19 protein-coding genes, 1 tRNA gene and 1 pseudogene are annotated in these 21,005 nt (G+C 62.2%); 13 read left to right on the top strand and 8 right to left on the bottom strand.

Annotation, left to right across the window (positions count from 1 at the left end; genetic code table 11):
• Positions 1-168 precede the first annotated feature (168 nt).
• Complete coding sequence (locus tag NKH19_RS15855) at positions 169-522, top strand: hypothetical protein (RefSeq protein ID WP_352868553.1); 354 nt, start codon at positions 169-171, stop codon at positions 520-522.
• Between the two features lie 274 nt (positions 523-796).
• Here the strand turns inward: NKH19_RS15855 and NKH19_RS15850 are convergent.
• Both NKH19_RS15850 and NKH19_RS15845 read right to left on the bottom strand, forming a co-directional pair.
• A tRNA-Val gene (locus NKH19_RS15850) sits at positions 797-871 on the bottom strand.
• A 368-nt stretch (positions 872-1,239) separates the two neighbouring features.
• The gene (locus NKH19_RS15845) at positions 1,240-1,923 is read right to left on the bottom strand and encodes a phosphoglycolate phosphatase (protein WP_352868550.1); all 684 of its coding nucleotides are present in this window, start codon (positions 1,921-1,923) and stop codon (positions 1,240-1,242) included.
• A gap of 386 nt (positions 1,924-2,309) precedes the next feature.
• Here NKH19_RS15845 and rpiA point away from each other — a divergent pair, with 386 nt between their 5' ends.
• The 3 genes from rpiA to gor all read left to right on the top strand — a co-directional run bounded on the left by rpiA (position 2,310) and on the right by gor (position 5,097).
• Entirely contained in the window at positions 2,310-3,041 is a 732-nt protein-coding gene (rpiA, locus tag NKH19_RS15840; RefSeq protein WP_352868548.1) for a ribose-5-phosphate isomerase RpiA, read from the top strand.
• Positions 3,028-3,591 carry a DUF2059 domain-containing protein gene (locus NKH19_RS15835; RefSeq protein ID WP_352868545.1) on the top strand — a complete coding sequence of 188 codons (564 nt, stop codon included), beginning with the start codon at positions 3,028-3,030 and terminating at the stop codon, positions 3,589-3,591. Before rpiA ends, NKH19_RS15835 begins: the two co-directional genes overlap by 14 nt.
• A 114-nt stretch (positions 3,592-3,705) precedes the next feature.
• Entirely contained in the window at positions 3,706-5,097 is a 1,392-nt protein-coding gene (gor, locus tag NKH19_RS15830; RefSeq protein ID WP_352868543.1) for a glutathione-disulfide reductase, read from the top strand.
• Between the two features lie 240 nt (positions 5,098-5,337).
• Here the strand turns inward: gor and NKH19_RS15825 are convergent.
• Positions 5,338-5,559: pseudogene (locus NKH19_RS15825) on the bottom strand (magnesium transporter); the annotation flags it as partial.
• Positions 5,560-5,612: 53 nt separating this feature from the next.
• Positions 5,613-7,499 carry an ABC transporter ATP-binding protein/permease gene (locus tag NKH19_RS15820; protein ID WP_352868541.1) on the bottom strand — a complete coding sequence of 629 codons (1,887 nt, stop codon included), beginning with the start codon at positions 7,497-7,499 and terminating at the stop codon, positions 5,613-5,615.
• 601 nt (positions 7,500-8,100) lie between these two features.
• Here NKH19_RS15820 and NKH19_RS15815 point away from each other — a divergent pair.
• The gene (locus tag NKH19_RS15815; protein WP_352868538.1) at positions 8,101-8,547 is read left to right on the top strand and encodes a hypothetical protein; all 447 of its coding nucleotides are present in this window, start codon (positions 8,101-8,103) and stop codon (positions 8,545-8,547) included.
• Between the two features lie 37 nt (positions 8,548-8,584).
• Here NKH19_RS15815 and NKH19_RS15810 read toward each other — a convergent pair whose 3' ends face one another.
• Both NKH19_RS15810 and NKH19_RS15805 read right to left on the bottom strand, forming a co-directional pair.
• Positions 8,585-9,268 (bottom strand): DsbA family oxidoreductase, encoded by a 684-nt coding sequence (locus NKH19_RS15810; RefSeq protein WP_352868535.1) that lies wholly within the window; start codon positions 9,266-9,268, stop codon positions 8,585-8,587.
• A gap of 17 nt (positions 9,269-9,285) precedes the next feature.
• On the bottom strand, positions 9,286-11,106 hold the full coding sequence (locus tag NKH19_RS15805) for an extracellular solute-binding protein (RefSeq protein ID WP_352982366.1): 1,821 nt from the start codon (positions 11,104-11,106) through the stop codon (positions 9,286-9,288).
• 232 nt (positions 11,107-11,338) lie between these two features.
• On the opposite strand from NKH19_RS15805, the gene NKH19_RS15800 reads away from it, so the two are divergent.
• Entirely contained in the window at positions 11,339-11,968 is a 630-nt protein-coding gene (locus NKH19_RS15800) for an invasion associated locus B family protein (RefSeq protein WP_352868532.1), read from the top strand.
• Positions 11,969-12,051: 83 nt separating this feature from the next.
• Here the strand turns inward: NKH19_RS15800 and hspQ are convergent, their stop codons facing one another.
• A complete protein-coding gene (gene hspQ, locus NKH19_RS15795) occupies positions 12,052-12,375 on the bottom strand; it encodes a heat shock protein HspQ (RefSeq protein ID WP_056587784.1) in 324 nt (107 codons plus the stop codon).
• Between the two features lie 163 nt (positions 12,376-12,538).
• Positions 12,539-13,747 carry a UbiH/UbiF family hydroxylase gene (locus tag NKH19_RS15790; protein ID WP_352868529.1) on the bottom strand — a complete coding sequence of 403 codons (1,209 nt, stop codon included), beginning with the start codon at positions 13,745-13,747 and terminating at the stop codon, positions 12,539-12,541.
• A 68-nt stretch (positions 13,748-13,815) separates the two neighbouring features.
• On the opposite strand from NKH19_RS15790, the gene NKH19_RS15785 reads away from it, so the two are divergent.
• From NKH19_RS15785 to NKH19_RS15755, 7 genes are all read left to right on the top strand, one after another.
• Entirely contained in the window at positions 13,816-14,754 is a 939-nt protein-coding gene (locus tag NKH19_RS15785; RefSeq protein WP_352868527.1) for a DUF2182 domain-containing protein, read from the top strand.
• 14 nt (positions 14,755-14,768) lie between these two features.
• Positions 14,769-15,383 (top strand): DUF1326 domain-containing protein, encoded by a 615-nt coding sequence (locus NKH19_RS15780; protein WP_352876252.1) that lies wholly within the window; start codon positions 14,769-14,771, stop codon positions 15,381-15,383.
• The gene (pcsA, locus tag NKH19_RS15775; protein WP_352868522.1) at positions 15,380-16,198 is read left to right on the top strand and encodes a phosphatidylcholine synthase; all 819 of its coding nucleotides are present in this window, start codon (positions 15,380-15,382) and stop codon (positions 16,196-16,198) included. The genes NKH19_RS15780 and pcsA overlap by 4 nt, the downstream gene beginning before the upstream one ends.
• A gap of 22 nt (positions 16,199-16,220) precedes the next feature.
• Positions 16,221-17,198 (top strand): quinone oxidoreductase family protein, encoded by a 978-nt coding sequence (locus NKH19_RS15770; RefSeq protein WP_352868520.1) that lies wholly within the window; start codon positions 16,221-16,223, stop codon positions 17,196-17,198.
• A 178-nt stretch (positions 17,199-17,376) separates the two neighbouring features.
• Positions 17,377-18,954, top strand: coding sequence for an ABC transporter ATP-binding protein (locus tag NKH19_RS15765; protein WP_352868517.1), 1,578 nt, complete (start codon positions 17,377-17,379; stop codon positions 18,952-18,954).
• Positions 18,951-20,081: an ABC transporter permease gene (locus NKH19_RS15760; RefSeq protein WP_352868516.1), complete on the top strand. Its 1,131-nt coding sequence runs from the start codon at positions 18,951-18,953 to the stop codon at positions 20,079-20,081. Before NKH19_RS15765 ends, NKH19_RS15760 begins: the two co-directional genes overlap by 4 nt.
• Positions 20,081-21,001 (top strand): ABC transporter permease, encoded by a 921-nt coding sequence (locus NKH19_RS15755; protein WP_352868513.1) that lies wholly within the window; start codon positions 20,081-20,083, stop codon positions 20,999-21,001. The genes NKH19_RS15760 and NKH19_RS15755 overlap by 1 nt, the downstream gene beginning before the upstream one ends.
• The last annotated feature ends 4 nt before the right edge of the window (positions 21,002-21,005 follow it).

Raw genomic sequence — 21,005 nt, 5'->3', positions numbered from 1 at the left:
CCAAAGCATCCTCCAAAGAATCAGATGCTCTCGACAGATTCAGCTCCTAAACCCCTTGTCACGCGTTAACTCACCCGATTGCCCTCGGTCGCGTCCCAGAGCCTCTCTCCGAACCGTTGCGCCGGTGCTATGGTGTGCCTGCATGATCAGACAGCAGGGATATGAGGCATGCCCGAAGTCACCCGCCGTACACTTCTTGCGTTCACCGCCGTGGCCTCGGTCATTGAACCGACGTTTGCTGAAGGGGAAGATGCCTCACCCGAATTGCGGGCGCTGATCGGAGCCCATGAAGCCACCTATGTCGGGCTTCTCAGGGTTGTTCATCAAGCGGGCAGTAGCAGCCACGAACGCAAGACGGCAGACCGGATTGAACAGGAAGCATTGCTGGCCATCTGCTCCTATCCTGCGATCAGCCGAGGCGACCGCCGGGCCAAGGCCGATTACCTGTTGACCGCCGAGGCTCGGGGTGAACTCGACCTGGAAGAGCACATGCAGGCCATCCTGCACTCGATGAAGCGCTGATCGCGGCTCGACCGGCGCATCTCCACAACCAGACATCGCCGACTTTGCCACCATGGCGACAAGCGGGTCGGGCACGCCGTTAAGTTATCGACATCTTGATCGGAAGGCCTGCGCCAAACTGATGAACATTGTTTGGCGAAGGCAAACTGCGTGCGAGCAATCCGGGGGCCTGCACGTTAATCCCCAAATCTGAATTAGAGCGGTATTTGAGGAAGATAACCTGATCAATGAGGCAGCGTTCACTGCGGCCGCAAATCGACTGCCGTACGGATTTTGGTGGGCGATGCAGGGATTGAACCTGCGACCCCACCCGTGTGAAGGGTGTGCTCTCCCGCTGAGCTAATCGCCCGCTCGTTGCCCGAAGGCCAAGCAAGCCGCGATATAAGGGAGGCGGGTGCGGGAAGTCAAGGCGGTGTCCGGCATTCCGGTGAGGATCGATTTATGGCCCCCTCGGCCCTGTCTCCGACAAGACGCCGGTCGCTTCCCCAAGGCAATTGCATATGGATTCTTGCGAAGAAGAACCCCCGCCCTAACCCCTCCCCACAAGGGGGAGGGAAGCTGCCGCGCGCTCTTCATCTTTGCGGTCAAAACGTCGGCAATTTTGCTGAGATCAGCGCCGACGGGATCTCCCTCCCCCTTGTGGGGAGGGGTTAGGGGTGGGGGTATTCGTAGGGCGCACGCCTTTGCCCCTTTGCGATTGCCTTGGCCGCTTCCCCCTCACTGTCCGGCGGCGGCAATCAGCCTCTGCGCCAGATCAAGCGTCAGCGCGTCGAAATGCGAGATCACCGCCGAGGGCTCGAATTCGCGCACGTGGCGGTCGGTGTAGCCGAAATCGACCGCCACCACCGGAATGCCGGCGGCTTTTGCGGTGTCGATGTCGGTTTGCGAATCGCCGACCATCAGCGCGCGATGCGGGTCGCCGCCGGCGAGCTTGATGGTCTCGATCAAATGACGCGGGTCGGGCTTGCGGAAGGCGAACGTGTCCTGTCCGGCGATCGCCGCGAAATGCCTGGTCAGGCCGAGCGCCTCGATCAAAGCCAGCGAGTTGGCTTCGTATTTGTTGGTGCAGATGGCCAGGAGATAGCCGGCGTTCTCGAAGCGCGCGATCGCCTCGATGACGCCGGGATAGGGGCGCGACTTGCCGGGGATGTTGATCGTGTAGTGGTCGAGGAAGAGTTTCAGCAGCCGGTCGTGCTCCTCGACATCAAGCGATCGCTGATGGGCCGCATGCGCGCGTTCGATCATCACGCGGCCGCCATGGCCGACAAAACGCCTGAAGCCGGCTTCGTCGACCGCCGCGATGTCGCTGGCGGCAAGGCTGTGGTTCAGGCTGTCGAGCAGGTCCGGCGCCGTATCGATCAGCGTACCGTCGAGGTCGAACACGATGATCGGGCGGGTCATGGTCTGTCCTGGGCCAAGTTTGTGCAATGGGCAGGCGATAGCGGCTGCGGCGCGTCAAGGCAAGGTCACCTGAGCCAGCTCGTTCAGGCAGCCCCATCGGGCTGGGCATACGAGGCGCGCCAGAAATGGAAAACCCGCCACGGCGGCGGGTTGTCGGCGCAAATCAGCACCATGGGCAAATATGTAGCACGCCTGCCGTCACCGGGTCAACGAGACAGAGGAAATAATTCCTATTGCGTGTCACCCGTGCATCGCCCACTGGCAGCGCATCCACAACATCGATGGGATGTCGCGTGTCACCCAGGGGACGCAGCGGCCAGGGGCTTTGACCAGACCGGCAAAGATGCTACGAGCCCGAAACGTCAGGTTTCGGGGCAGCAAGCGGCATGGATGCAAGGCAATTGAAGGTCGAAGCCGCACGGGCGGCACTTGCCCATGTGAGCGACGGCATGCGGCTCGGGATCGGCACCGGCACCACGGCGGAAGAGTTCGTGCGGCTGCTTTCCGACAAGGTTGCCACCGGCATGACCGTCATCGGTGTGCCGACTTCGGAGCGCACCGCGTTGCTCTGCCGCGAGCTCGGCGTGCCGCTGTCGACGCTGGAGGAAACGCCCGAGCTCGATCTCACCATCGACGGTGCCGACGAAGTCGACCCGGAGCTGACCTTGATCAAGGGCGGCGGCGGCGCACTGCTGCGCGAGAAGATCGTCGCCGCGGCGTCCCAGCGCATGATCGTCATCGCCGACCGGTCGAAGATGGTCGCCACACTCGGCCGTTTTCCCCTGCCGATCGAAGTCAACCCGTTCGGGCTGCGCGCAACCGAAATCGCGATTGGCGCGGCGGCTGAAAAGCTCGGCCTTTCCGGTCCGGTCATATTGAGGATGACGAGGGGGCAGGCTTTTGTTACAGACGGCGGCCATTTTATCCTCGATGCATCTTTTGGCCGCATTCCGGATACAAGAGCGCTTTCGAATGCTCTCCACGCCATTCCGGGCGTGGTCGAGCACGGTCTTTTCATCGGGCTGGCGTCAGCGGCCATCATAGCCGGCGGCGACGGTATCCAAACCGTCCATGCCGCCCGAAAACCAGGGAGTTCTACCGATCATGACGTTGCATAACCGGGTTCGCAGCCTTTCCGTCCTTCTGGCCGCCGCCGCCGTTTTCGCCTTCTCTTCGCCGGCGTTTTCCCAGGATGTCACGGAATCGCACCTGAAGGCCGCCCGCGCGGCGGTGGCGGCGATCCACGCGACCGACCCGTTCGACAACATCCTGCCGCAGGCGGCAGCCGCGCTCGAGTCGCAGCTCATCCAGAAGAACCCGGACATGCAGGAGCTGATCGGCAAGACCATCAGCGAGAAGGCGCTGGCGCTGGCTTCGCGCCGCGCCGACCTCGAGAAGGAAGCAGCGCTCGCCTACGCAAAAGTGTTCTCCGAAAAGGAACTGACCGATATCGCCGCCTTCTACAATTCCGATTCGGGCAAGAAGCTGCTCGACAGCGGCCCGACGGTGACCCGCGACCTGGTCAAGGCCGCCGACATCTGGCAGAACGGCCTCGGCCGCGATCTCGCGCAGCAGGTCGGCGAAACGCTGGCCGCCGCCGCCAAGGCAAAGGCACCGGCAGCGCCAGCCGCCCCGGCGGATGGCGCCGCGCCCGCGGACAACAACTGATCCCGCATTTCAAAACGGCCTTGCGGCCATCCCGAAGCCCGGCTTGTCCGGGCTTTTCTTTTGACGCTTTGCAGCCTACCTGTCTCTCAATTTTCTGAAGCTCAAGGAGCCGTCATGGCCGGTTATGACTACGATCTTTTCGTCATCGGCGGCGGCTCCGGCGGGGTGCGGGCGGCGCGCGTGGCGGCCGCACTCGGCAAGCGCGTCGGCATCGCCGAGGAATACCGCTATGGCGGCACCTGCGTTATCAGGGGCTGCGTGCCGAAAAAGCTCTACGTCTATGCCTCGCAATTTCCGGAGCATTTCGCCGACGCGGCCGGCTATGGCTGGACGGTGCCGGAAGCCAGTTTCGACTGGCAGACGCTGGTCGCCAACAAGGATCGCGAGATCAGCCGGCTGGAGGCGATCTACCAGAGAAACGTCGAGGGCGCCGGCGGTGACGCCTTTCACTCGCGCGCCATGATAGTCGATCCGCATGTTGTGCATCTTCTCGGCGAGGATCGCACCGTCACCGCCGACCAGATCCTGATCGCGACCGGCGGCCGACCGGCGCCGCATCCGGCGCTGCCCGGCCACGAACATTGCATCTTTTCCAATGAGGCCTTCGACCTCAAGGAGCTGCCCAAGGCGATCATGATCGAGGGCGGCGGCTACATCGCCGTCGAGTTCGCCAACATCTTCCACGGTCTCGGCGTCGACACCACGCTGGTCTATCGCGGCAAGGAGATCCTCAGCCGTTTCGACATGGACCTGCGGCGCATGCTGCACGAGACGATGGAAAAGAAGGGGATAAAAATCCTCTGCCATTCCGTGTCCGAATTGGTGCGCAAGCGGCCGGACGGCCGGCTCGACGCAGTTCTCATCAGCGGCAAGGTGCTGACGGTCGACCAGGTGATGCTGGCCATCGGCCGCGTCCCCAACACCGAGAATATGGGCCTGGAAGGCATCGGCATGGAGATGACCAAGACCGGCGCGATCGCCGTAGACAAATACTCGCGCACCAACATCGACAACATCTGGGCGATCGGCGACGTCACCAACCGCGTACAACTGACGCCGGTGGCGATCCACGAGGCGATGTGTTTCATCGAGACCGCCTTCAAGGGAAATCCGACCGCGCCCGACCATGAGACGATCGCCACGGCGGTCTTTTCGCAGCCGGAGATCGGCACCGTCGGCCTGTCGGAGGACGATGCCGTCAAACGCTTCCCCGACATCGAAATCTACCGCGCCACGTTCCGGCCGATGCGGCACACGCTGTCCGGACGCGACGAGAAGATGCTGATGAAGCTGGTGGTCGATGGCGCGTCGAAGAAAGTGCTCGGCGCCCACATATTGGGGCCGGATGCCGGCGAGATGGCGCAGCTTCTCGCCATCCCGCTGAAGGCCGGCCTGACCAAGGATGATTTCGACCGCACGATGGCGGTGCACCCGACAGCGGCGGAAGAACTGGTCACCATGTACAAGCCGACCTATCGCGTGAAGGACGGCGAGCGGGTGGATTGACGGGCAAAACCCGCAGCAGTCGCATTTAGGAACGCCATGCTGGCGCCCTACGAATACCCCCACCCCTAACCCTCCCCACAAGGGGGAGGGAGACTTCCGTAGGTGCCGATCCTTGGCATGTCGCTTGCGTCTCAGCTTCAAGAGAGCGCGGCAGCGTTCCCTCCCCCTTGTGGGGAGGGTTAGGGTGGGGGTCCTCTCCGCAACAATCCTTGTGCGATTGTCGTTGTCCAACACTGGCTGCTACAGCAGCGTGCCGCGCAGGATCACCAGCGCCACCGAGAAATAGATCACCAGCCCGGTGACATCGACCAGCGTGGCGACGAACGGAGCCGATGCGCTGGCCGGATCGAAGCCGATGCGCTTCAAGGCGAACGGCAGCATCGATCCCGACAGCGAGCCGAAGGTGACGATACCGACCAGTGCCGTGCCGACCATGGTGGCGATCAGCGGCCAATGCGGGCCATCTGTGATCGACGGCAGCGGCAAATCACGGCCGGCTGCGGGTCGCAGCGTCGTTACTTCTGCTTCAGCCGGCGCGAGAAACGCAGCCATTTGTCCTCGACCGGCCTCGGCTGCGCAAGAATGGTGGTGAGCTCGACGGGCAGGGTCGGAACCAGCGGCTTCTTGGTAGCGACACCGTCGGCGATGGCGACGATGCTGTGATAGAATTCGCTGCCGGTCATCGACCGCGGCGCCACCGCCTCGTGCATGACGCTGATCACCGTGACATCGGGGCAGTTGTCCTTGATGGCCTGGTGGAAGGCAACCTTGCCATCGGGGTCGAGCGCGCCGGTGGCTTCGTCGAGGAACAGCAGCCCCGGCTGCTGCAGCACGATGCGGGCCACCACCAGCTTCTGTTTCTGGCCGCCCGACAGGACCTGATCCCAGCTTTTGCCTTCGCGGCTTTCGTCGGTCATGTGCTCGATAAAGTCGCCAAGGCCGGCCTTGTGCAGCGCCGACGCGACCTGCGCATCACCATGGTCGTGCTCCGAGCCGGGCAGGCAGACCAGCTGTTTCAGCGACACCGGCTGCAGCTTGACCTCCTGGGCGGCAAAGAAACTCTTGACGCCTTCCGGGAAGACGATGGTGCCGCGGCCGTAGGGCCACAGGCCGTTGATGGCCTTGATCAGCGAGGTCTTGCCGCAACCGGATTCGCCTTTCAGGAACGTCCATTCGCCGCGCCGGAAGCGCAAATTGGCGGCGCTGAGGAAGGGCGTGGCATCCTCGCCCTGATGGGCCAGTTCGAGTTTCTGGATGGTAAGGCCGAACACCGGGTTCTGGCTGGCATAGTTGAAGTCGGAGCGACCGGTCTGGCTGTAGAACTCCTGCGGATGCTGGACGTTCTCGATCGCATTCGCCAGCTCGGTGACACGCTGGCTGTTGGCGCGCAGCGTGGCGATGTTCGGCATGACGTGGATGAACCAGGAGCATTGACTGATCAGCGAATTGACCAGCTCGGAGCCGGTTATGTAGCCCTTGAGATCGAAACCGTTGTGGATGAACGGCACCAGGCCAGGTCCATAGGCGACAATGCGGGCACCAATGAAATTGTAGATCAGCTCGAACGAATTGTAGCCTGTATTGACGATATTCAGCCGCGCCCAAGTGCGGTCGATGTCGACATAAAGTCGACTGTGCATCGTCTTCTGCACATCCTCGCCTTGCGAGGCCGCGACATGAAAGCTGCGACGCAGGAAAGTGGTCAGCTCGCCACGATAGCTGCCTTCGGATTGCTGCATCCTGACATTGAGCCGTTCCAGCAGACGACCCAGTTTGACCGCGATCCAAGTGTTAAGCGGCACGTAGGTGGCGACCGCCAGGAAAGCCAGAACCGCGCTGCCGTAGCTGCCGAGGAATTCCAGCCCTTTCACCTCCGCCGAGTTTTCAAGCAATTTCTGGCCGACGAAATAAAGCGATGTGGCAACACCCAGGACGCCCATGGCAAGGCCAATGGCGCCGCCGGTCATGTCCTTGATCGATTCCTGGACGCGCTGATCGATGTTGTCGGGAGCGGCATTGCCGGACGAGCCATGCTGGGCGTGGAAATGCGTATGATTGGTGTCGAGCAGCGCTTCGTTGAAGCGGCTGTCCAGCCAGCCGCGCCATTTGCGATGCAACGTCGCTGAGACGAGACTGCGTATGCCGGTGAAACCCGCATCCTTGAGCACGACCAGCAACACCAAGATGCCGGCATTGACCAGCAGCGAGCGAAGCGGCGTGGTGTTGGCGGCGTCGTGGAAGAAGGCGATCGAGTTGACCAGCTCGCCGGAGGCTTCTGCAAACCAGACACCGGCCTTGCTGGACAGCGCCGTGAGCAGCGCGATCACCAGCGTCAGGGTCCAGGCTTCCTTCCAGCGGTCCGAGACCCAGTAGGCCCGCATCAGGCCCCAGAAGCTGCGCATCGACGATACCGGCGTCAGAAGCGATTGCCCTGCGGCATCGCGAGGTGTTTTTTCCGGTACTGACTCTTGCGATGGTCTACCGACCCGAATCACGATCCCGCCCAAACCTTTTTTCTTTTGTTACGGATGGTAACACCAATTGATCATTTTCCATTAATTTAAAACCCGGCCGACCAGATTGCCTCGCCAGCCGTTGCCATGAGGCAACAGATTACATGCGGAAATATGGCGGCAACGGCCGGCAAAAATCAGGATATCGTTATTAATTTCAAATGCTTGATCTACAGAGTCATGCCATTGGCGCAGCTTCCCCTAGGGAAGGCATTCACACGGTTTTGTGAACTCGAAATCATACGGACCGATCGATTTTCTCACCGCGGGCTGACCCGAGCACCCGAAAATTTGCCGCTGATGATCTCGCCGGGCATGCGGTCATCATCCTTGCCTGAGGCAGGAAGTGACCGGAAATCGTCCGAGAGGCGCGGTCCGTCTTGTCGAGTCAGCTGGGGAACTGCATTTGACAAATCATCCGTTCGGGATTGAACCTTGCCGGGCATTGTCGACACTCATGCATGTCCCGTTCTCCGACAAGGAAGTTCCAATGCTTGCACGCGTGGCCGCAATCCTGTCCCTCTTCGCCGGGCTGCCTCTCTTCGCCTGGGTATCTCCGGCGCATGCCGCCTCGCAGAGCATCCCGGCAAGCGCCGAAGGCCAGATCGAGTTCAACACGCCGTCCGGCAACATCGGCTGCATCTACACGGCGAAAGGCGGCACCAGCACCTATCAGCCGCAGGATGGCGGCCCGGAGCTAAGCTGCTCGCGAGTCGAGCCGAGCTATGTCACCATCATCCTCGGTCCGAACGGGCCGGCCACGCTGATCAAGAACCCGGGCGAGCAGGGTTGCTGCGGCGTTGTCACCAAGCTTGGCTACGGCAACAGTTGGAGCGCGGGGCCGTTCTCGTGCCAATCGTCAGCCAAGGGACTGACCTGCACGGCCACGAACGGCCATGGCTTTTTTATCAGCAAGGCCAAGGTGACGGTGAAGTAAGACTTGCTCTTGTCGGGAAAGGAGAGGGCGGCCGGCCTCAGCCGACCTTTTCCAATTCGCCACGCGCCTTGGCAGCCGCCACCTGACGAATGGCATCGGCCAGGGTATCGGCATCCTGTGCGCCCATGACCGCGTATTTGTCTTCGAGCAGGAAACACGGCACGCCTGTTATGCCCATGCGCGACGCGGTGGCGATCTCGCTGCGAACCGCCTCGACATCGGCGTCGGTCGGCAAAAGCGCGGCAACAACGGACGCGTCCATGCCGGCCTCGCGCGCGGCTTCGGTCAACACGGCATGGTCGCCGATGTTGGCGCCTTCCTCGAAATTCAGCTGGAACAGCCGGCGTACAAGCCTGTTCTGCACAGCCTCGCCGGCGGCACCGGCCCAGCGGATCAGGCGGTGCGCATCCAATGTGTTAGGCGCCACCTTGATGGCGTCGAAGGCGAAGGAGATGCCTTCGGCTTCGCCGAGCGGCTCGATGCGGGCATGAATCTCGCGGATACGGTCGTCGCTGCCGAATTTGGCCAGCATGTATTCGTGGCGATCCTTGCCTTGCGGCGGAATGGTCGGATCGAGCTGGAACGGCCGCCAGCGAATATTCACGTCGACATCGCCGCCGACAGCGGCGACTGCCTTGTCGAGCCGCTTCTGACCGATGAAGCACCATGGGCAGACGACGTCGGACACCACATCGACGGTGATGGCGTTCGGTTCGCTCATCTCGTTCTCCTGACTTTTCAGTTCGGCTTGCGCCACCAGGTCGGCAGTTGATACCCAAATATGGGCGTCTTTCGCGGATGTTCCAGGTAGTTCCAGTAGGCGATCCATTGCTGCGTGTTGTGCTGCATCGGCACCATGTAGTTGCCGGAGATCAGCAGCCGGTCGAGAACGCGAACGGCGGCGACATAATCCTCCTTCGAGCGGGCGCGCAGCATCGCCTCGATTGTCGCGTCCACCGCCGGATCGGCGACGCCGGCAAGATTGAACGAGCCTTCCGTCCTGGCAGCGGCCGAGCTCCAACGCCCGGTCTGTTCGATGCCGGGCGACAGCGAGTTGTTGAAGCCGCTCGATCCGACCAGGACCTCGAAATCGAAGCGCTGTTTGCGCGACTGGATCTGATCGCCATCGAGGCTGCGAATGGTGATATTTATGCCAATCTTCTCCAGCGTACGCTGGTAGATGCCGGCAAGGCGCTCCTCGTCCTGCGAGGCGGTCAGGATCTCGAAACCGAAAGGTTTTCCCTCGGCATCGAGCATTGTCCCGTCCTGAACGTGATAACCGGCGCTTTTCAAGAGATCGAAGGCCGCCTTAAGCACCCGGCGGTCCTGGCCGGATCCGTCAGTCACCGGTGGGCGGTAAGAGCCGTCCATGACATCGGCCGGCACGCGGCCGGGGTAGGGCGCCAGAAGCGCCTTCTCCCTGTCGTCGGCCGGATGGCCGAGCGCGGAAAGCTCCGAATTCTGCCAGTAACTCATCGTGCGCGTGTATTTGCCGCCGAACAGGTTCTTGTTGGCCCATTCGAAGTCGTAGAGCATGCCGAGCGCGCGCCGCACGACCGGGTTGGCGAATTTCCGCAGCCTCGTGTTGAACAGGAAACCGGTCACCACGGGCGGAATGCCGGTGTCGAAGGTTTCGGCGACCACGTCGCCCTGGTGGAACGCGGGAAAATCGAGATCGCGCTCGCGCTTTACCGGATCGCCGTCGTCGTCGATGGCGCAAAGGCCTTTCTTGAACGCTTCGAGCTTGGCGTTGGCGTTGAGGAAATACTCTATGGTGATCTGGTCGTAATTGTCGAAACCGCGCTTGGCGGGGACATCCTTGCCCCAGTAATCCGGGTTGCGCTTGAAGACGATGCGCTGGCCGGGCTGCACCTGCGCGATCGTATAGGGACCACTGCCGATAACCGGCCTCAGCGTCGTCTTGTCGAAGGTTTCCTTGGCGAAGGCGTGCTTCGGGATGATCGGCGTCAGCGCGATGATCAGCGGGAATTCGCGATCGGCCTTGTCGTTGAAGGTGAAACGCACGCCGTGGTCGCCGGTCTTTTCGAGCTTGGCGACCCTAGCCATGCGGTCGCTGTAGGGCGGGCGGCCTTTCTCCGTAAAGACGTCATAGCTGAACAGCACGTCCTCGGGCGTCACCGGCTCACCGTCGGACCATTTGGCCTTCGGGTTGAGGTGGAACTCGATACTTTTGCGCTCCTGGTCCATGTCGGCGCTATCGGCCAGCAGCCCGTAGAGCGTGAAAGCCTCGTCGGCATTGCGCTGCATCAACGGCTCGAAGACCAGATTGCCGAAGATCGTGTCCATCATGCCGCGCGCCGTCGTGCGCAGGCTTTTGAGGATGAAAGGGTTGAGATTGTCAAAACTGACGACGACACAATAGGTGATCGAGCCACCCTTCGGCGCGTCGGGATTGACGTAGTTGAAATGCGTGTAGTCGGGCGGCAGCGCCGGTTCGCCCTGCATGGCGATCGCGTGCTTCGGCTCGGATGCGGCCGGCTGATGCGAAAGTGCGAGAAACGATGTCGCTGTGATCAGCCAAACAAGAACGCGGCCCATGACCGTCTCCTTAATGGGTCGGCTTGATGATTCGGTGCGCACCCTAGCATGACGTCGCTGCGCGCCGGCCAATCGTGCTTTCAACAATTGCTGACATCGGGCTGGATTCGACACCGCTTGCAGTGTAACACGCCCTCCGAAGTCATTCTGTTGCCTCATTTCGGCAACAGGTAGCTGGACCACACGGCACGAAGAAGCCGGTCCCGGGATCATTTGAGAGGAAGTGCACGACATGACGAGCCTGAACAGCAACGCGTACCGCCTGTCGGTCATGGCCGCTGGCGTGATCGGCTTTCTGGGCGCAGGACTTCCCGCTGCTTCCGCACAGCAGCAACAGCAGATTCCGCAAGGCTGGTTCAAGGCCTGCACCAAGCAGGAAGACGTCGACATCTGCAATGTCCAGAACATCACCACCGCCGGCAACGGCCAGCTGGTCACCGGCGTCAGCCTGATCGAGCTGAAGGGCAAGATAAACCGCAAGGTGTTCCAGGTGACGGTCCCGACCGGTCGTCTGGTGCCTCCCGGCATCGGCCTGCAGATCGATACCGGCAAGGCGCAGAAGCTCGACTATGTCATCTGCTTTCCGGATCGTTGCGTGGCGGAAGTGCCGCTGACCGATCAGCTCGTCGCCGCGTTCAAGAAAGGCCAGGCGATCACGCTCACCTCGGTCAATTTCCAGAATCAGCCCAATCCGATCAAGATCGCCCTGCAGGGCTTCAGCGGCGCCTATGACGGCCCGGCGCTGCAGCAGTCGGATATCGAGGACCGGCAGAAGAAGCTTCAGGATTTCGTCGCCAAGAACAACCAGGATTTCGCCAAGAAGCTCAAGGAAGAGCAGGATAAGGCGAAGACCGCCAACTGATCGGCCGATATCGTCGGATCAACAAAAAGCGGGGTCATGCCCAGGGTCATGCCCCGCTTTTTTTGTGACCGTCGCTCGATCGGTCAGTGCCTGGACTGCCGTTTCGGCTGGTAGCCCCCATCCGGCTTTTTGTCGAACATCTCCTTGATCTGCGGATGCCGGACCGGCTCCCCCGACTGATCCTCGAGCAGATTCTGCTCGGAGACATAGGCGATGTACTCGGTCTCCGAATTCTCGGCGAGCAGATGGTAGAACGGCTGATCCTTGCGCGGCCGCACGTCGGCGGGGATGGCTTCGTACCATTCGTCGGTGTTGGCGAATTGCGGATCGACGTCGAAAATAATCCCCCTGAATGGAAACAGCCGGTGGCGAACCACCTGTCCGATTGCGAATTTGGCTGTTTTCATCGTACTCACCACTGAATTCCTTGGCTTTATTTGGCGCAGACCGCGCCTCAATTCAATCCCGAAGCGTTTGAGCGCGCCCCGAAGCTACGCAGGACGCGACGCAAAGGTTTTGCCGCATGCGGCGATGTCAATGACCGTCGATAATGCGGATCGTCGGAAGCTGTCAGCGCGCCGGCCTTCGCAGGCCGCCGGCCAGCGCCGCGAAGCCGCTGCCGGGACGAAGTCCCTCACGCATGAAAAAAGCACGAAGCGGCGCGAAGCCCCCGAGCACGCCGAGCCCGGCCACACGGGCCATCTGGGCCGGCAGCATGTCGGAAAGCAGCGACATGTTGAGCAGATTGACCGCGCTGCTGCGCGCCACAATATCGGGCCGGCGCTTGAAATCGTAAGCTGCCGAGGCCCTGGCGGTTCCCGGATCGCGACGATTTTCACAAGCGATTCCAATCAGATCGTCGATATCCCTGATACCGAGATTGAGGCCTTGCGCGCCGATCGGGGGAAACACGTGGGCGGCTTCGCCGACCAAGGCTATCCGGTTTCGCGCAAAACGCAGCGGCGTCACAGCCGAAAGCGGGTAGATCTGGCGGCCCGGCTCGACCGTCACCCGGCCCAGCATCGACTGCATCTGCTGTTCGATCCGCATCGAAAGCGTTGCATCGTCCAAAGCCGCGAGTTCGGTCGCTGTCTCGGGTTTCACCACCCAGACCAGACTCGAGCGATCGCCGGGCAGCGGGACCTGCGTGAACGGACCGGTCTCGGTGTGGAATTCCGTCGAGGTGAAGGCGTGGTCGCGGCTGTGGCGGAAATTGAGGACAAGGGCTGCCTGCGGATAGGAGCGAGCCGAGGTCGAGATGCCGGCGGCCTGGCGCGCCGGCGACAAGCGTCCGTCTGCTGCGACCGCCAGCGATGCGTCCACCGTGCTGCCGTCGGCCAGGACGGCTCGGGCGTGCTGGGCATCAAGATGCCAGTTCGCCACCATGGACCGTCGCCATTCGATGCCGTCACGCATGGCAACGGCGTTGGCGAGTGCCGGATTGAGGACACTGTTGGGCAGGTTCAGGCCGAACTGGTCCTCGTCGATCTCGCTGGCGCGGAAGGTGACGACCGGACTGCGGATCAACCGGCTGGTTGCGTCGACGATGCGCATGACTTTCAGCGGCGCCGCCTCGGGCTTGATGCCATCGAGCACGCCCAGCCGCTCAAGCACTTTCAAGGCAGGGTTCATCAGGGCCGTCGTGCGGCCATCGGGGGCAGAGGCCTCCGGCCCGACCAGCGTCACCGGGAAACCGGCAGCGGCAAAACCGAGCGCCGCGATCAGTCCTGCCGGCCCCGTGCCAGCAACCAGTATCCGCGCGGTTTGCTCATGCTCCAAGATCGGCTTCCGGTTTGCAATGCGAGGCGGCCACTCGGCCGCCCGTCGATGAGCATATAGGGCAGATCATGCTGCTTGATCAACGCGGCGATTCGGCCCATTCGGGTGACATGACCGGCCAGCAGGACGACTTCAGCCATCTCGATCGCGCCGGCCGCGCCATGGCCACCATCGCGCGCAATCCTCGCCTGACGGTAAACGTCGTCGTCGGCGCTTGCATCCTGCTTGCCTGGCTATCCCTTGCCGCGATGGCAATCCGTGCCGCCGAAGGGCGGACCGCAGGCGTCAGTGCTCCCGGCGACGCGATCCTGCGCAAGCTGCCGCAACTGCCGCTGCCCGATTTCCTGGAACGGTTCTTCACGCTCTGCCTGTCGCCGGCGCCGCCGGATGCAAGCCTCGGCCTGCAGGCCGGTGCGCTCGTTTTGATGTGGTTCCTGATGGCGATCGCGACGATGCTGCCTTCAGCCGCGCCGATGATCCGCACTTACTGCGAGATCGCCGATACGGCACGCATCAAGGGCGAGCCAGCCGTCCATCCGCTGGTGCTGGTCGCCGGCTACCTCAGCGTCTGGCTCGGCGCCTCGGTGACGTTTGCCGCAATGACCTTGGCCGCCCACGCATTCGGCTCGCCCGGTGGGATGCTCGACCCGGTCGTCGGCATTGCCGGCGCGCTGGCGCTTCTGATTGCCGGCCTCTACCAGTTCAGCGGCTTGAAGGAAGCCTGTCTGACAAAGTGCAAGAACCCGTTTTCGATCCTTTTCGCGAACTGGAGCGCAAGGCCGGTCCGCATCTTCCGGCTTGGGGTCGCGCAAGGCCTGTGGTGCCTCGGCTGCTGCTGGGCGCTGATGATGGTGATGTTCGCCGTCGGCGTCATGAACATCTTCTGGATGGCGTTGATCGGGCTGTTCACCCTGATCGAAAAACAAACGGCGAGCAGGGTTCCAACCCGGCTGGCCGGTGCGATACTGCTTGTCTGGGCAGCCGCGCTGCTAGTAGTCTCGCTATGAGTGGGGGAAAATCGATGGCAGATCAGAGCTGGGCAATGAAAGGAGAGCTCGTACTCTCCTGCAATTGCACGGTTTTTTGTCCTTGCGTGCTGTCGCTCGGCAATCATCCGCCGACCGAAGGCTATTGCCAGACCTGGGCTGGGTTCCGCATCGACGCCGGCCATTTCGGCGACGTCGATCTGTCCGGCCTCAATCTCGGGCTGATCATGGAAATCCCCGGGTACATGAGCCGCGGCAACTGGACCGCCGGGCTGTTCGTCGACAAGCGAGCCTCGGTCTACGCGGCCAAGGCGCTGACGAAGATCTTCACCGGCAAGGCAGGCGGAACCACATCGCTGCTCTCAATCCTCGTCGGCAAATTCCTCGGCGTCGAGCAAGTGCCGATCACCTATGAGACGCGTGACAGGACACGTATCTTCCAGATACCCAAGATCATCGACGGGGCGGTGACACCCATCCCCGGCAAGGATCGTGATAAGGATACGGTGATCAGCAATTCGGAATACTGGATCGCGCCCGAGATCATCGTCGCCAGGTCAGACAAGAGCAAGATGCGGGCTTTCGGCCGCAACTGGAATTTTGCCGGCCGTTCGGCCGAGATCTGCAAACTGGATTGGCGGGGCCCGTGAGCAAGAACACAACCGCCCGGAAAGCCGCCAAAAAGATCACGGACCGGATTCCGCGGCCGAAGAAGAAAGTCACCTGGCCGCAGGCGAGGGCGTTCTCCGTCCATCTGCTGACCGCGTCGGGCTCGTTCCTGGCCTTTTTGTCGCTGGTGGCGGCAAGCGAACAGCGCTGGACGGCGATGTTCTGGTGGCTCGGGCTGGCGCTGTTCGTCGACGGCATCGATGGGCCGATCGCGCGAAAGCTCGAGGTCAAGGAGATCCTGCCGACATGGTCGGGCGAACTGCTCGACAACATCATCGACTACGTAACCTACGTGCTGATCCCGGCCTTCGCGCTTTACCAGCGCGGCTTCATGGGCGAGGGCCTGTCATTCCTGTCGGCGGCGATCATCGTCGTCTCCAGCGCCATCTATTATGCCGACACCGGCATGAAGACGAAGGAGAATTTCTTCAAGGGATTCCCCGTGGTCTGGAACATGGTGGTGTTCACGCTGTTCGTGATCGAGCCCGGACAATGGGTTTCGTTCGCTGTGGTGGTGGTGGCCGGCATTCTCACTTTCGTCCCGATCAACTTCATCCATCCGGTGCGGGTGGTGCGGTTGCGGCGTATCAATCTTGCGATGACCCTTTTGTGGTGCGCTTTTGGCGCACTTGCCCTTGCACAGGCGGCACTCGCCGCCTTCTACGATCAGATCGGCGTGCTGGGAGAACAAGTCAGCACCTTCACCAAGATCGGCATCACCATCACGGGGCTTTACCTCGCTAGCATTGGTGGCATCATGCAGTTCTTTCCCAATCTCGGTGCCAAGAAGGCCTGATCAGCCAGAGGAAGCCTAGCCTATGTCCAAAGCGATCCGCATCCACTCCCATGGTGGCCCTGAAGTCCTGACCTATGAGGACGCCGATCCCGGCCAGCCGGGAGCAGGGCAGATCCTGATCCGGCACACGGCGATCGGCCTTAATTTCATCGATGTCTATCATCGCTCGGGCCTTTATCCGCCGCCCGGCGGGTTCCCGCTTGTCCCTGGCGGCGAAGCCGCCGGCGTCGTGCTGGAGGTCGGCGAGGGCGTCGAGTGGCTGAAGCCTGGCGATCGCATCGCCTATGCCGTGACGACGGGAGCCTACGCGCAAGAGCGCGTCATCGACGCCAGCCGCGTCGTCAAGGTGCCGGATGGCATCAGCGACGAACAGGCCGCCGCGATGATGCTGAAAGGCATGACCGCTGAGTATCTGCTGCGCCGGACGTTCAAGGTGAAGGCGGGTGACACGATCCTGTTCCATGCCGCGGCAGGCGGTGTCGGATTGATCCTCGGCCAATGGGCCAAACATCTCGGCGCGACCGTCATCGGCACCGCCAGTTCGTCCGACAAGATCGAACTCGCCAAGGCGCACGGCTTCGACCACGTCATCAACTACAAGGACCAGGATTTCGTCGCCGGCGTCGCCGCCATCACCGACGGTAGGAAATGCGACGTCGTCTACGATTCGGTCGGCAACGACACGTTTCCGGCTTCACTCGACTGCCTGAGGCCGCTCGGCATGTTCGTCAGCTTCGGCCAGTCCTCGGGGCCGATCCCGCCATTCAGCATGTCGTTGCTGGCGCAAAAGGGCTCACTGTTCGCAACCCGACCGACGCTGTTCGTCTACAATGCAAAGCGCGAGGACCTCGAAGTCTCCGTCGCGGCCTTGTTCGAGGTTGTGCTCAGTGGCGCCGTCAAGATCAAGATCAACCAGCGTTACGCGCTCAAGGACGCGGGCAGGGCGCATTCCGACCTCGAGGGCCGCAGGACAACAGGGACGACCATTCTCATCCCTTAGAGACTGGTTGGAAACTCTACTCTGGCGGCCAAAACAGTCTCTTGGTCCGTTCTTGCTTGCTATCCCTTGAATTTCCGCTGAAATTCTTGAAGCTCTTTCAAGACGCGTGCCGCTTTCCGATAAGAGCCGGCCGCGCCTACCATGCTTGCGGGAACACAGAACATGTCTGGCTAACCAGATGGGAGGCACTGTGAGTGCAAATCAGGACGGCACGAACCTGCTCGAGGTCCGTGGTCTCACCAAGATATTCGGCACGCTGACGGCGTGCGATCATATCGATCTCGACATCGCCAGGGGTGAAATCCACGCTTTGCTCGGCGAAAATGGCGCTGGCAAGTCGACGCTGGTCAAGATGCTGTTCGGCTCGCTGGAGCCTAATTCCGGCGAGATTTTCTGGAACGGCCAGGCGGTCAGGATTTCCAGCCCCGGCGTCGCGAAAAAACTCGGCATCGGCATGGTGTTCCAGCATTTTTCGCTGTTCGAGGCGCTGACCGCGGCCGAAAACATCGCGCTGTCGTTGGACGATGGCTCGCCGATCAGCAGCATCGCGGCGAAGGCGAGAGCGCTTTCCTTCAGCTATGGCCTGCCGCTCGATCCTGAATCGCTGGTCGGCGACCTGTCGGTGGGCGAGCGCCAGCGTATCGAGATCATCCGCTGCCTGCTGCAGACGCCGCAGCTTATCATCCTGGACGAGCCGACCTCGGTGCTGACGCCGCAGGAAGCCGACAAGCTGTTCGAGACGCTGGAGCGTTTGCGTTCGGAAGGCAAATCCATCCTCTACATTTCGCACCGGCTCGAAGAGGTCAAACGTATCTGCGACCGCGCCACCGTGCTGCGGCATGGCAAGGTCGTCGGCCACTGCAACCCGCGCGAGGAAACCGCTTCGTCGCTGGCTCGCATGATGGTTGGCAATGAGGTGCAGGCCGTGGTGCGCGCACCGGTCGAAGGCATCGCCACGGCGCAATCGCTGCTCGAAATCCGCAACCTCAGCCGCAAGCCGGCGACGCCGTTCTCGATACCGCTCAAGAACATCAGCCTGAACGTCCGCGCCGGCGAGGTGATCGGCATAGCCGGCGTCGCCGGCAACGGCCAGGGCGAGTTCTTCGAATCCGTCTCCGGCGAGGTGTTGCAGCAGGATGCCGCCTCGGTGCGCATCCGCGGCAAGGATGCGGGCGGCTTCACCATCACCGGACGCCGCCTGCTGGGCGCCGCCTTCGTGCCGGAAGAGCGGCTCGGCCACGGTGCCGCGCCGCGCATGAAGCTTTCCGAGAACCTGCTGCTGTCGCGCCATGCCACCGACGGAAAGGCCTTTGTCAGCGGCGGTGGAATGGTCAACAGCGCCGCCATCCAAGCCGCCGCCCAACGCATCATCGAGGCAATGGACGTGCGCAAGAGCGCGCCGGATCCGGAGGCGGCGGCACTTTCGGGCGGCAATCTGCAGAAATTCATCGTCGGCCGAGAACTCGACCGCCGGCCAAGCGTCATGGTGGTCAACCAGCCGACCTGGGGCGTCGACGCAGGTGCTGCCGCCCACATCCGCCAGGCCCTGATCGAGCTGTCGCGCAGCGGATCGGCGGTGCTGGTGATCAGCCAGGATCTCGATGAACTGTTCGAGATATCGGATGCGATCGCGGTCATGCACAATGGCGCGCTGTCCAAGCCGCTGCCGATCGCCGAAGCGACCTTCGAGAAGGTCGGCTTGCTGATGGGCGGCGCCGAACCCGGTCACGCCGAACACACGCTGGAGACGGCATGATGCGCCTCGAACTCGTCAAACGCCCACAGCGCTCGCAGCTGTTTTCGGCCCTGTCGCCATTCATCGCCTTTGCGCTGACGATCATCGCCGGCGCCATCATGTTCGCGCTGCTCGGCGTCAATCCGTTGACCGCCTTCCGCGTCTATTTCATCGAGCCGGTCAGCCAGCTCTGGCAGCTGCATGAACTGGCGATCAAGGCCGCTCCCCTCATCCTGATCGCTGTCGGCCTGTCGGTCTGCTACAAGGCCAATGTCTGGAACATTGGTGCCGAAGGACAGTTCATCCTCGGCGGCATCGTCGGCTCGATCATTCCGGTGTTGTTTCCGCGGTTCGAAGGCCCATTGGTGCTGCCGCTGATGCTTCTGCTCGGCATGGTCGGCGGAGCGGCCTATGCGGCAATCCCGGCCCTGCTCAAGACGCGCTTCGGCACCAACGAAATCCTGACCAGCCTGATGCTGGTCTATGTCGCCCAGCTCTTCCTCGACTGGCTGGTGCGCGGGCCGTGGCGCGATCCGCAAGGCCATGGTTTTCCGCAGACGATCCAGTTCGGCGAGTCCGCCGTGTTGCCGGAGCTGATGCCGGACGCGGGGCGGGCGAACTGGGGATTTGTTTTCGCATTGGTCGCCGCGGTGCTGATCTGGATCCTGATGAGCCGCATGCTGAAGGGTTTCGAGGTGCGCGTGCTGGGCTCGAGCCCACGGGCAGGGCGCTTCGCCGGCTTCGGCCTCAACCGCATGGTGTTCTTCGCCTTCCTGCTGTCGGGTGCGTTGGCAGGGCTTGCCGGCATCTCGGAGGTCTCGGGCGCGATCGGCCAACTGCAGCCGGTCATTTCGCCAGGCTACGGCTTCACCGCCATCATCGTGGCGTTCCTCGGCCGCCTCAACCCGCTCGGCATCGTCGCCGCCGGCCTGGTGCTGGCGCTGACCTATCTCGGCGGTGAAGCGGTGCAGAGCGCACTCGGCATTTCCGACAAGGTGGCGCGGGTGTTCCAGGGCATGCTTTTGTTCTTCGTGCTCGGCTGCGACACGCTGATCCACTACCGCATCCGGCTGGTCGGCCTGGCGCTGACAAAACCGGAGGGTGCCGCGAAACTCGAATCGGCGCCAAAGTTGAAGGAAGCTCGTTGATGGACATCACCGTAAATATCCTTCTGACAATCGCCACGGCGGCAACGCCGCTGCTGATCGCGGCGATCGGCGAACTGGTTGTCGAGCGCTCCGGCGTGCTCAATCTGGGCGTCGAAGGCATGATGATCATGGGCGCCGTTGGCGGCTTTGGCGTCGGTCATCTCACGGGATCACCCTGGATCGGCCTCCTGGCGGCAATAGCCCTGGGCGCCGTGTTCTCGCTGCTGTTTGCCGTCATGACGCTGTCGCTGGCCACCAACCAGGTGGCGACCGGCCTGTCGCTGACGCTGCTCGGCCTTGGCCTCTCCGGCATGATGGGCACCAGTTTCGTCGGTCAGCCCGGCGAACGGCTGCCCAACCTCGACATTCCCGGCCTGACCTCGATCCCGGTGATCGGCCGATTGCTGTTCGGCCAGGACCCGATCTTTTATATCTCGATTGCGCTCACCGCCGCCGTCATGTGGTTCCTGTTCAAGACGCGTACCGGACTGACGCTGCGCTCGATCGGCGACAGCCACACGTCCGCTGATGCGCTTGGTATCCACGTCATCCGCTACCGCTATCTCGCGGTGATCTTCGGTGGCGCTTGCGCCGGTCTCGCCGGCGGCCACCTGTCGCTGGTCTACACGCCGCAATGGGTTGAGAACATGAGCGCCGGCCGCGGCTGGATCGCGCTGGCGCTGGTGGTGTTCGCCTCGTGGCGGCCATGGCGGGTGCTGGCCGGCGCCTACATCTTCGGCGCGGTGTGGATCGGCCAGCTTCATGCACAGGCTTTTGGCATTCCAGTGCCCTCGCAGTTCCTTTCTTCGCTGCCCTATCTGGCAACCGTCGTGGTTCTCGTTCTAATCTCGCGCAACAAGCGTCTGACGATGATGAACACGCCGGCTTCCTTGGGGCAGCCATTCGTTCCGGATCGTTGACAAC

The sequence above is a fragment of the Mesorhizobium sp. M1338 genome (genome assembly GCF_040318045.1).
Classification (GTDB): Bacteria; Pseudomonadota; Alphaproteobacteria; order Rhizobiales; family Rhizobiaceae; genus Mesorhizobium.
Note: the sequence above shows the minus strand (reverse complement) of the source record. Positions and strands in the feature narration are given on the sequence as shown.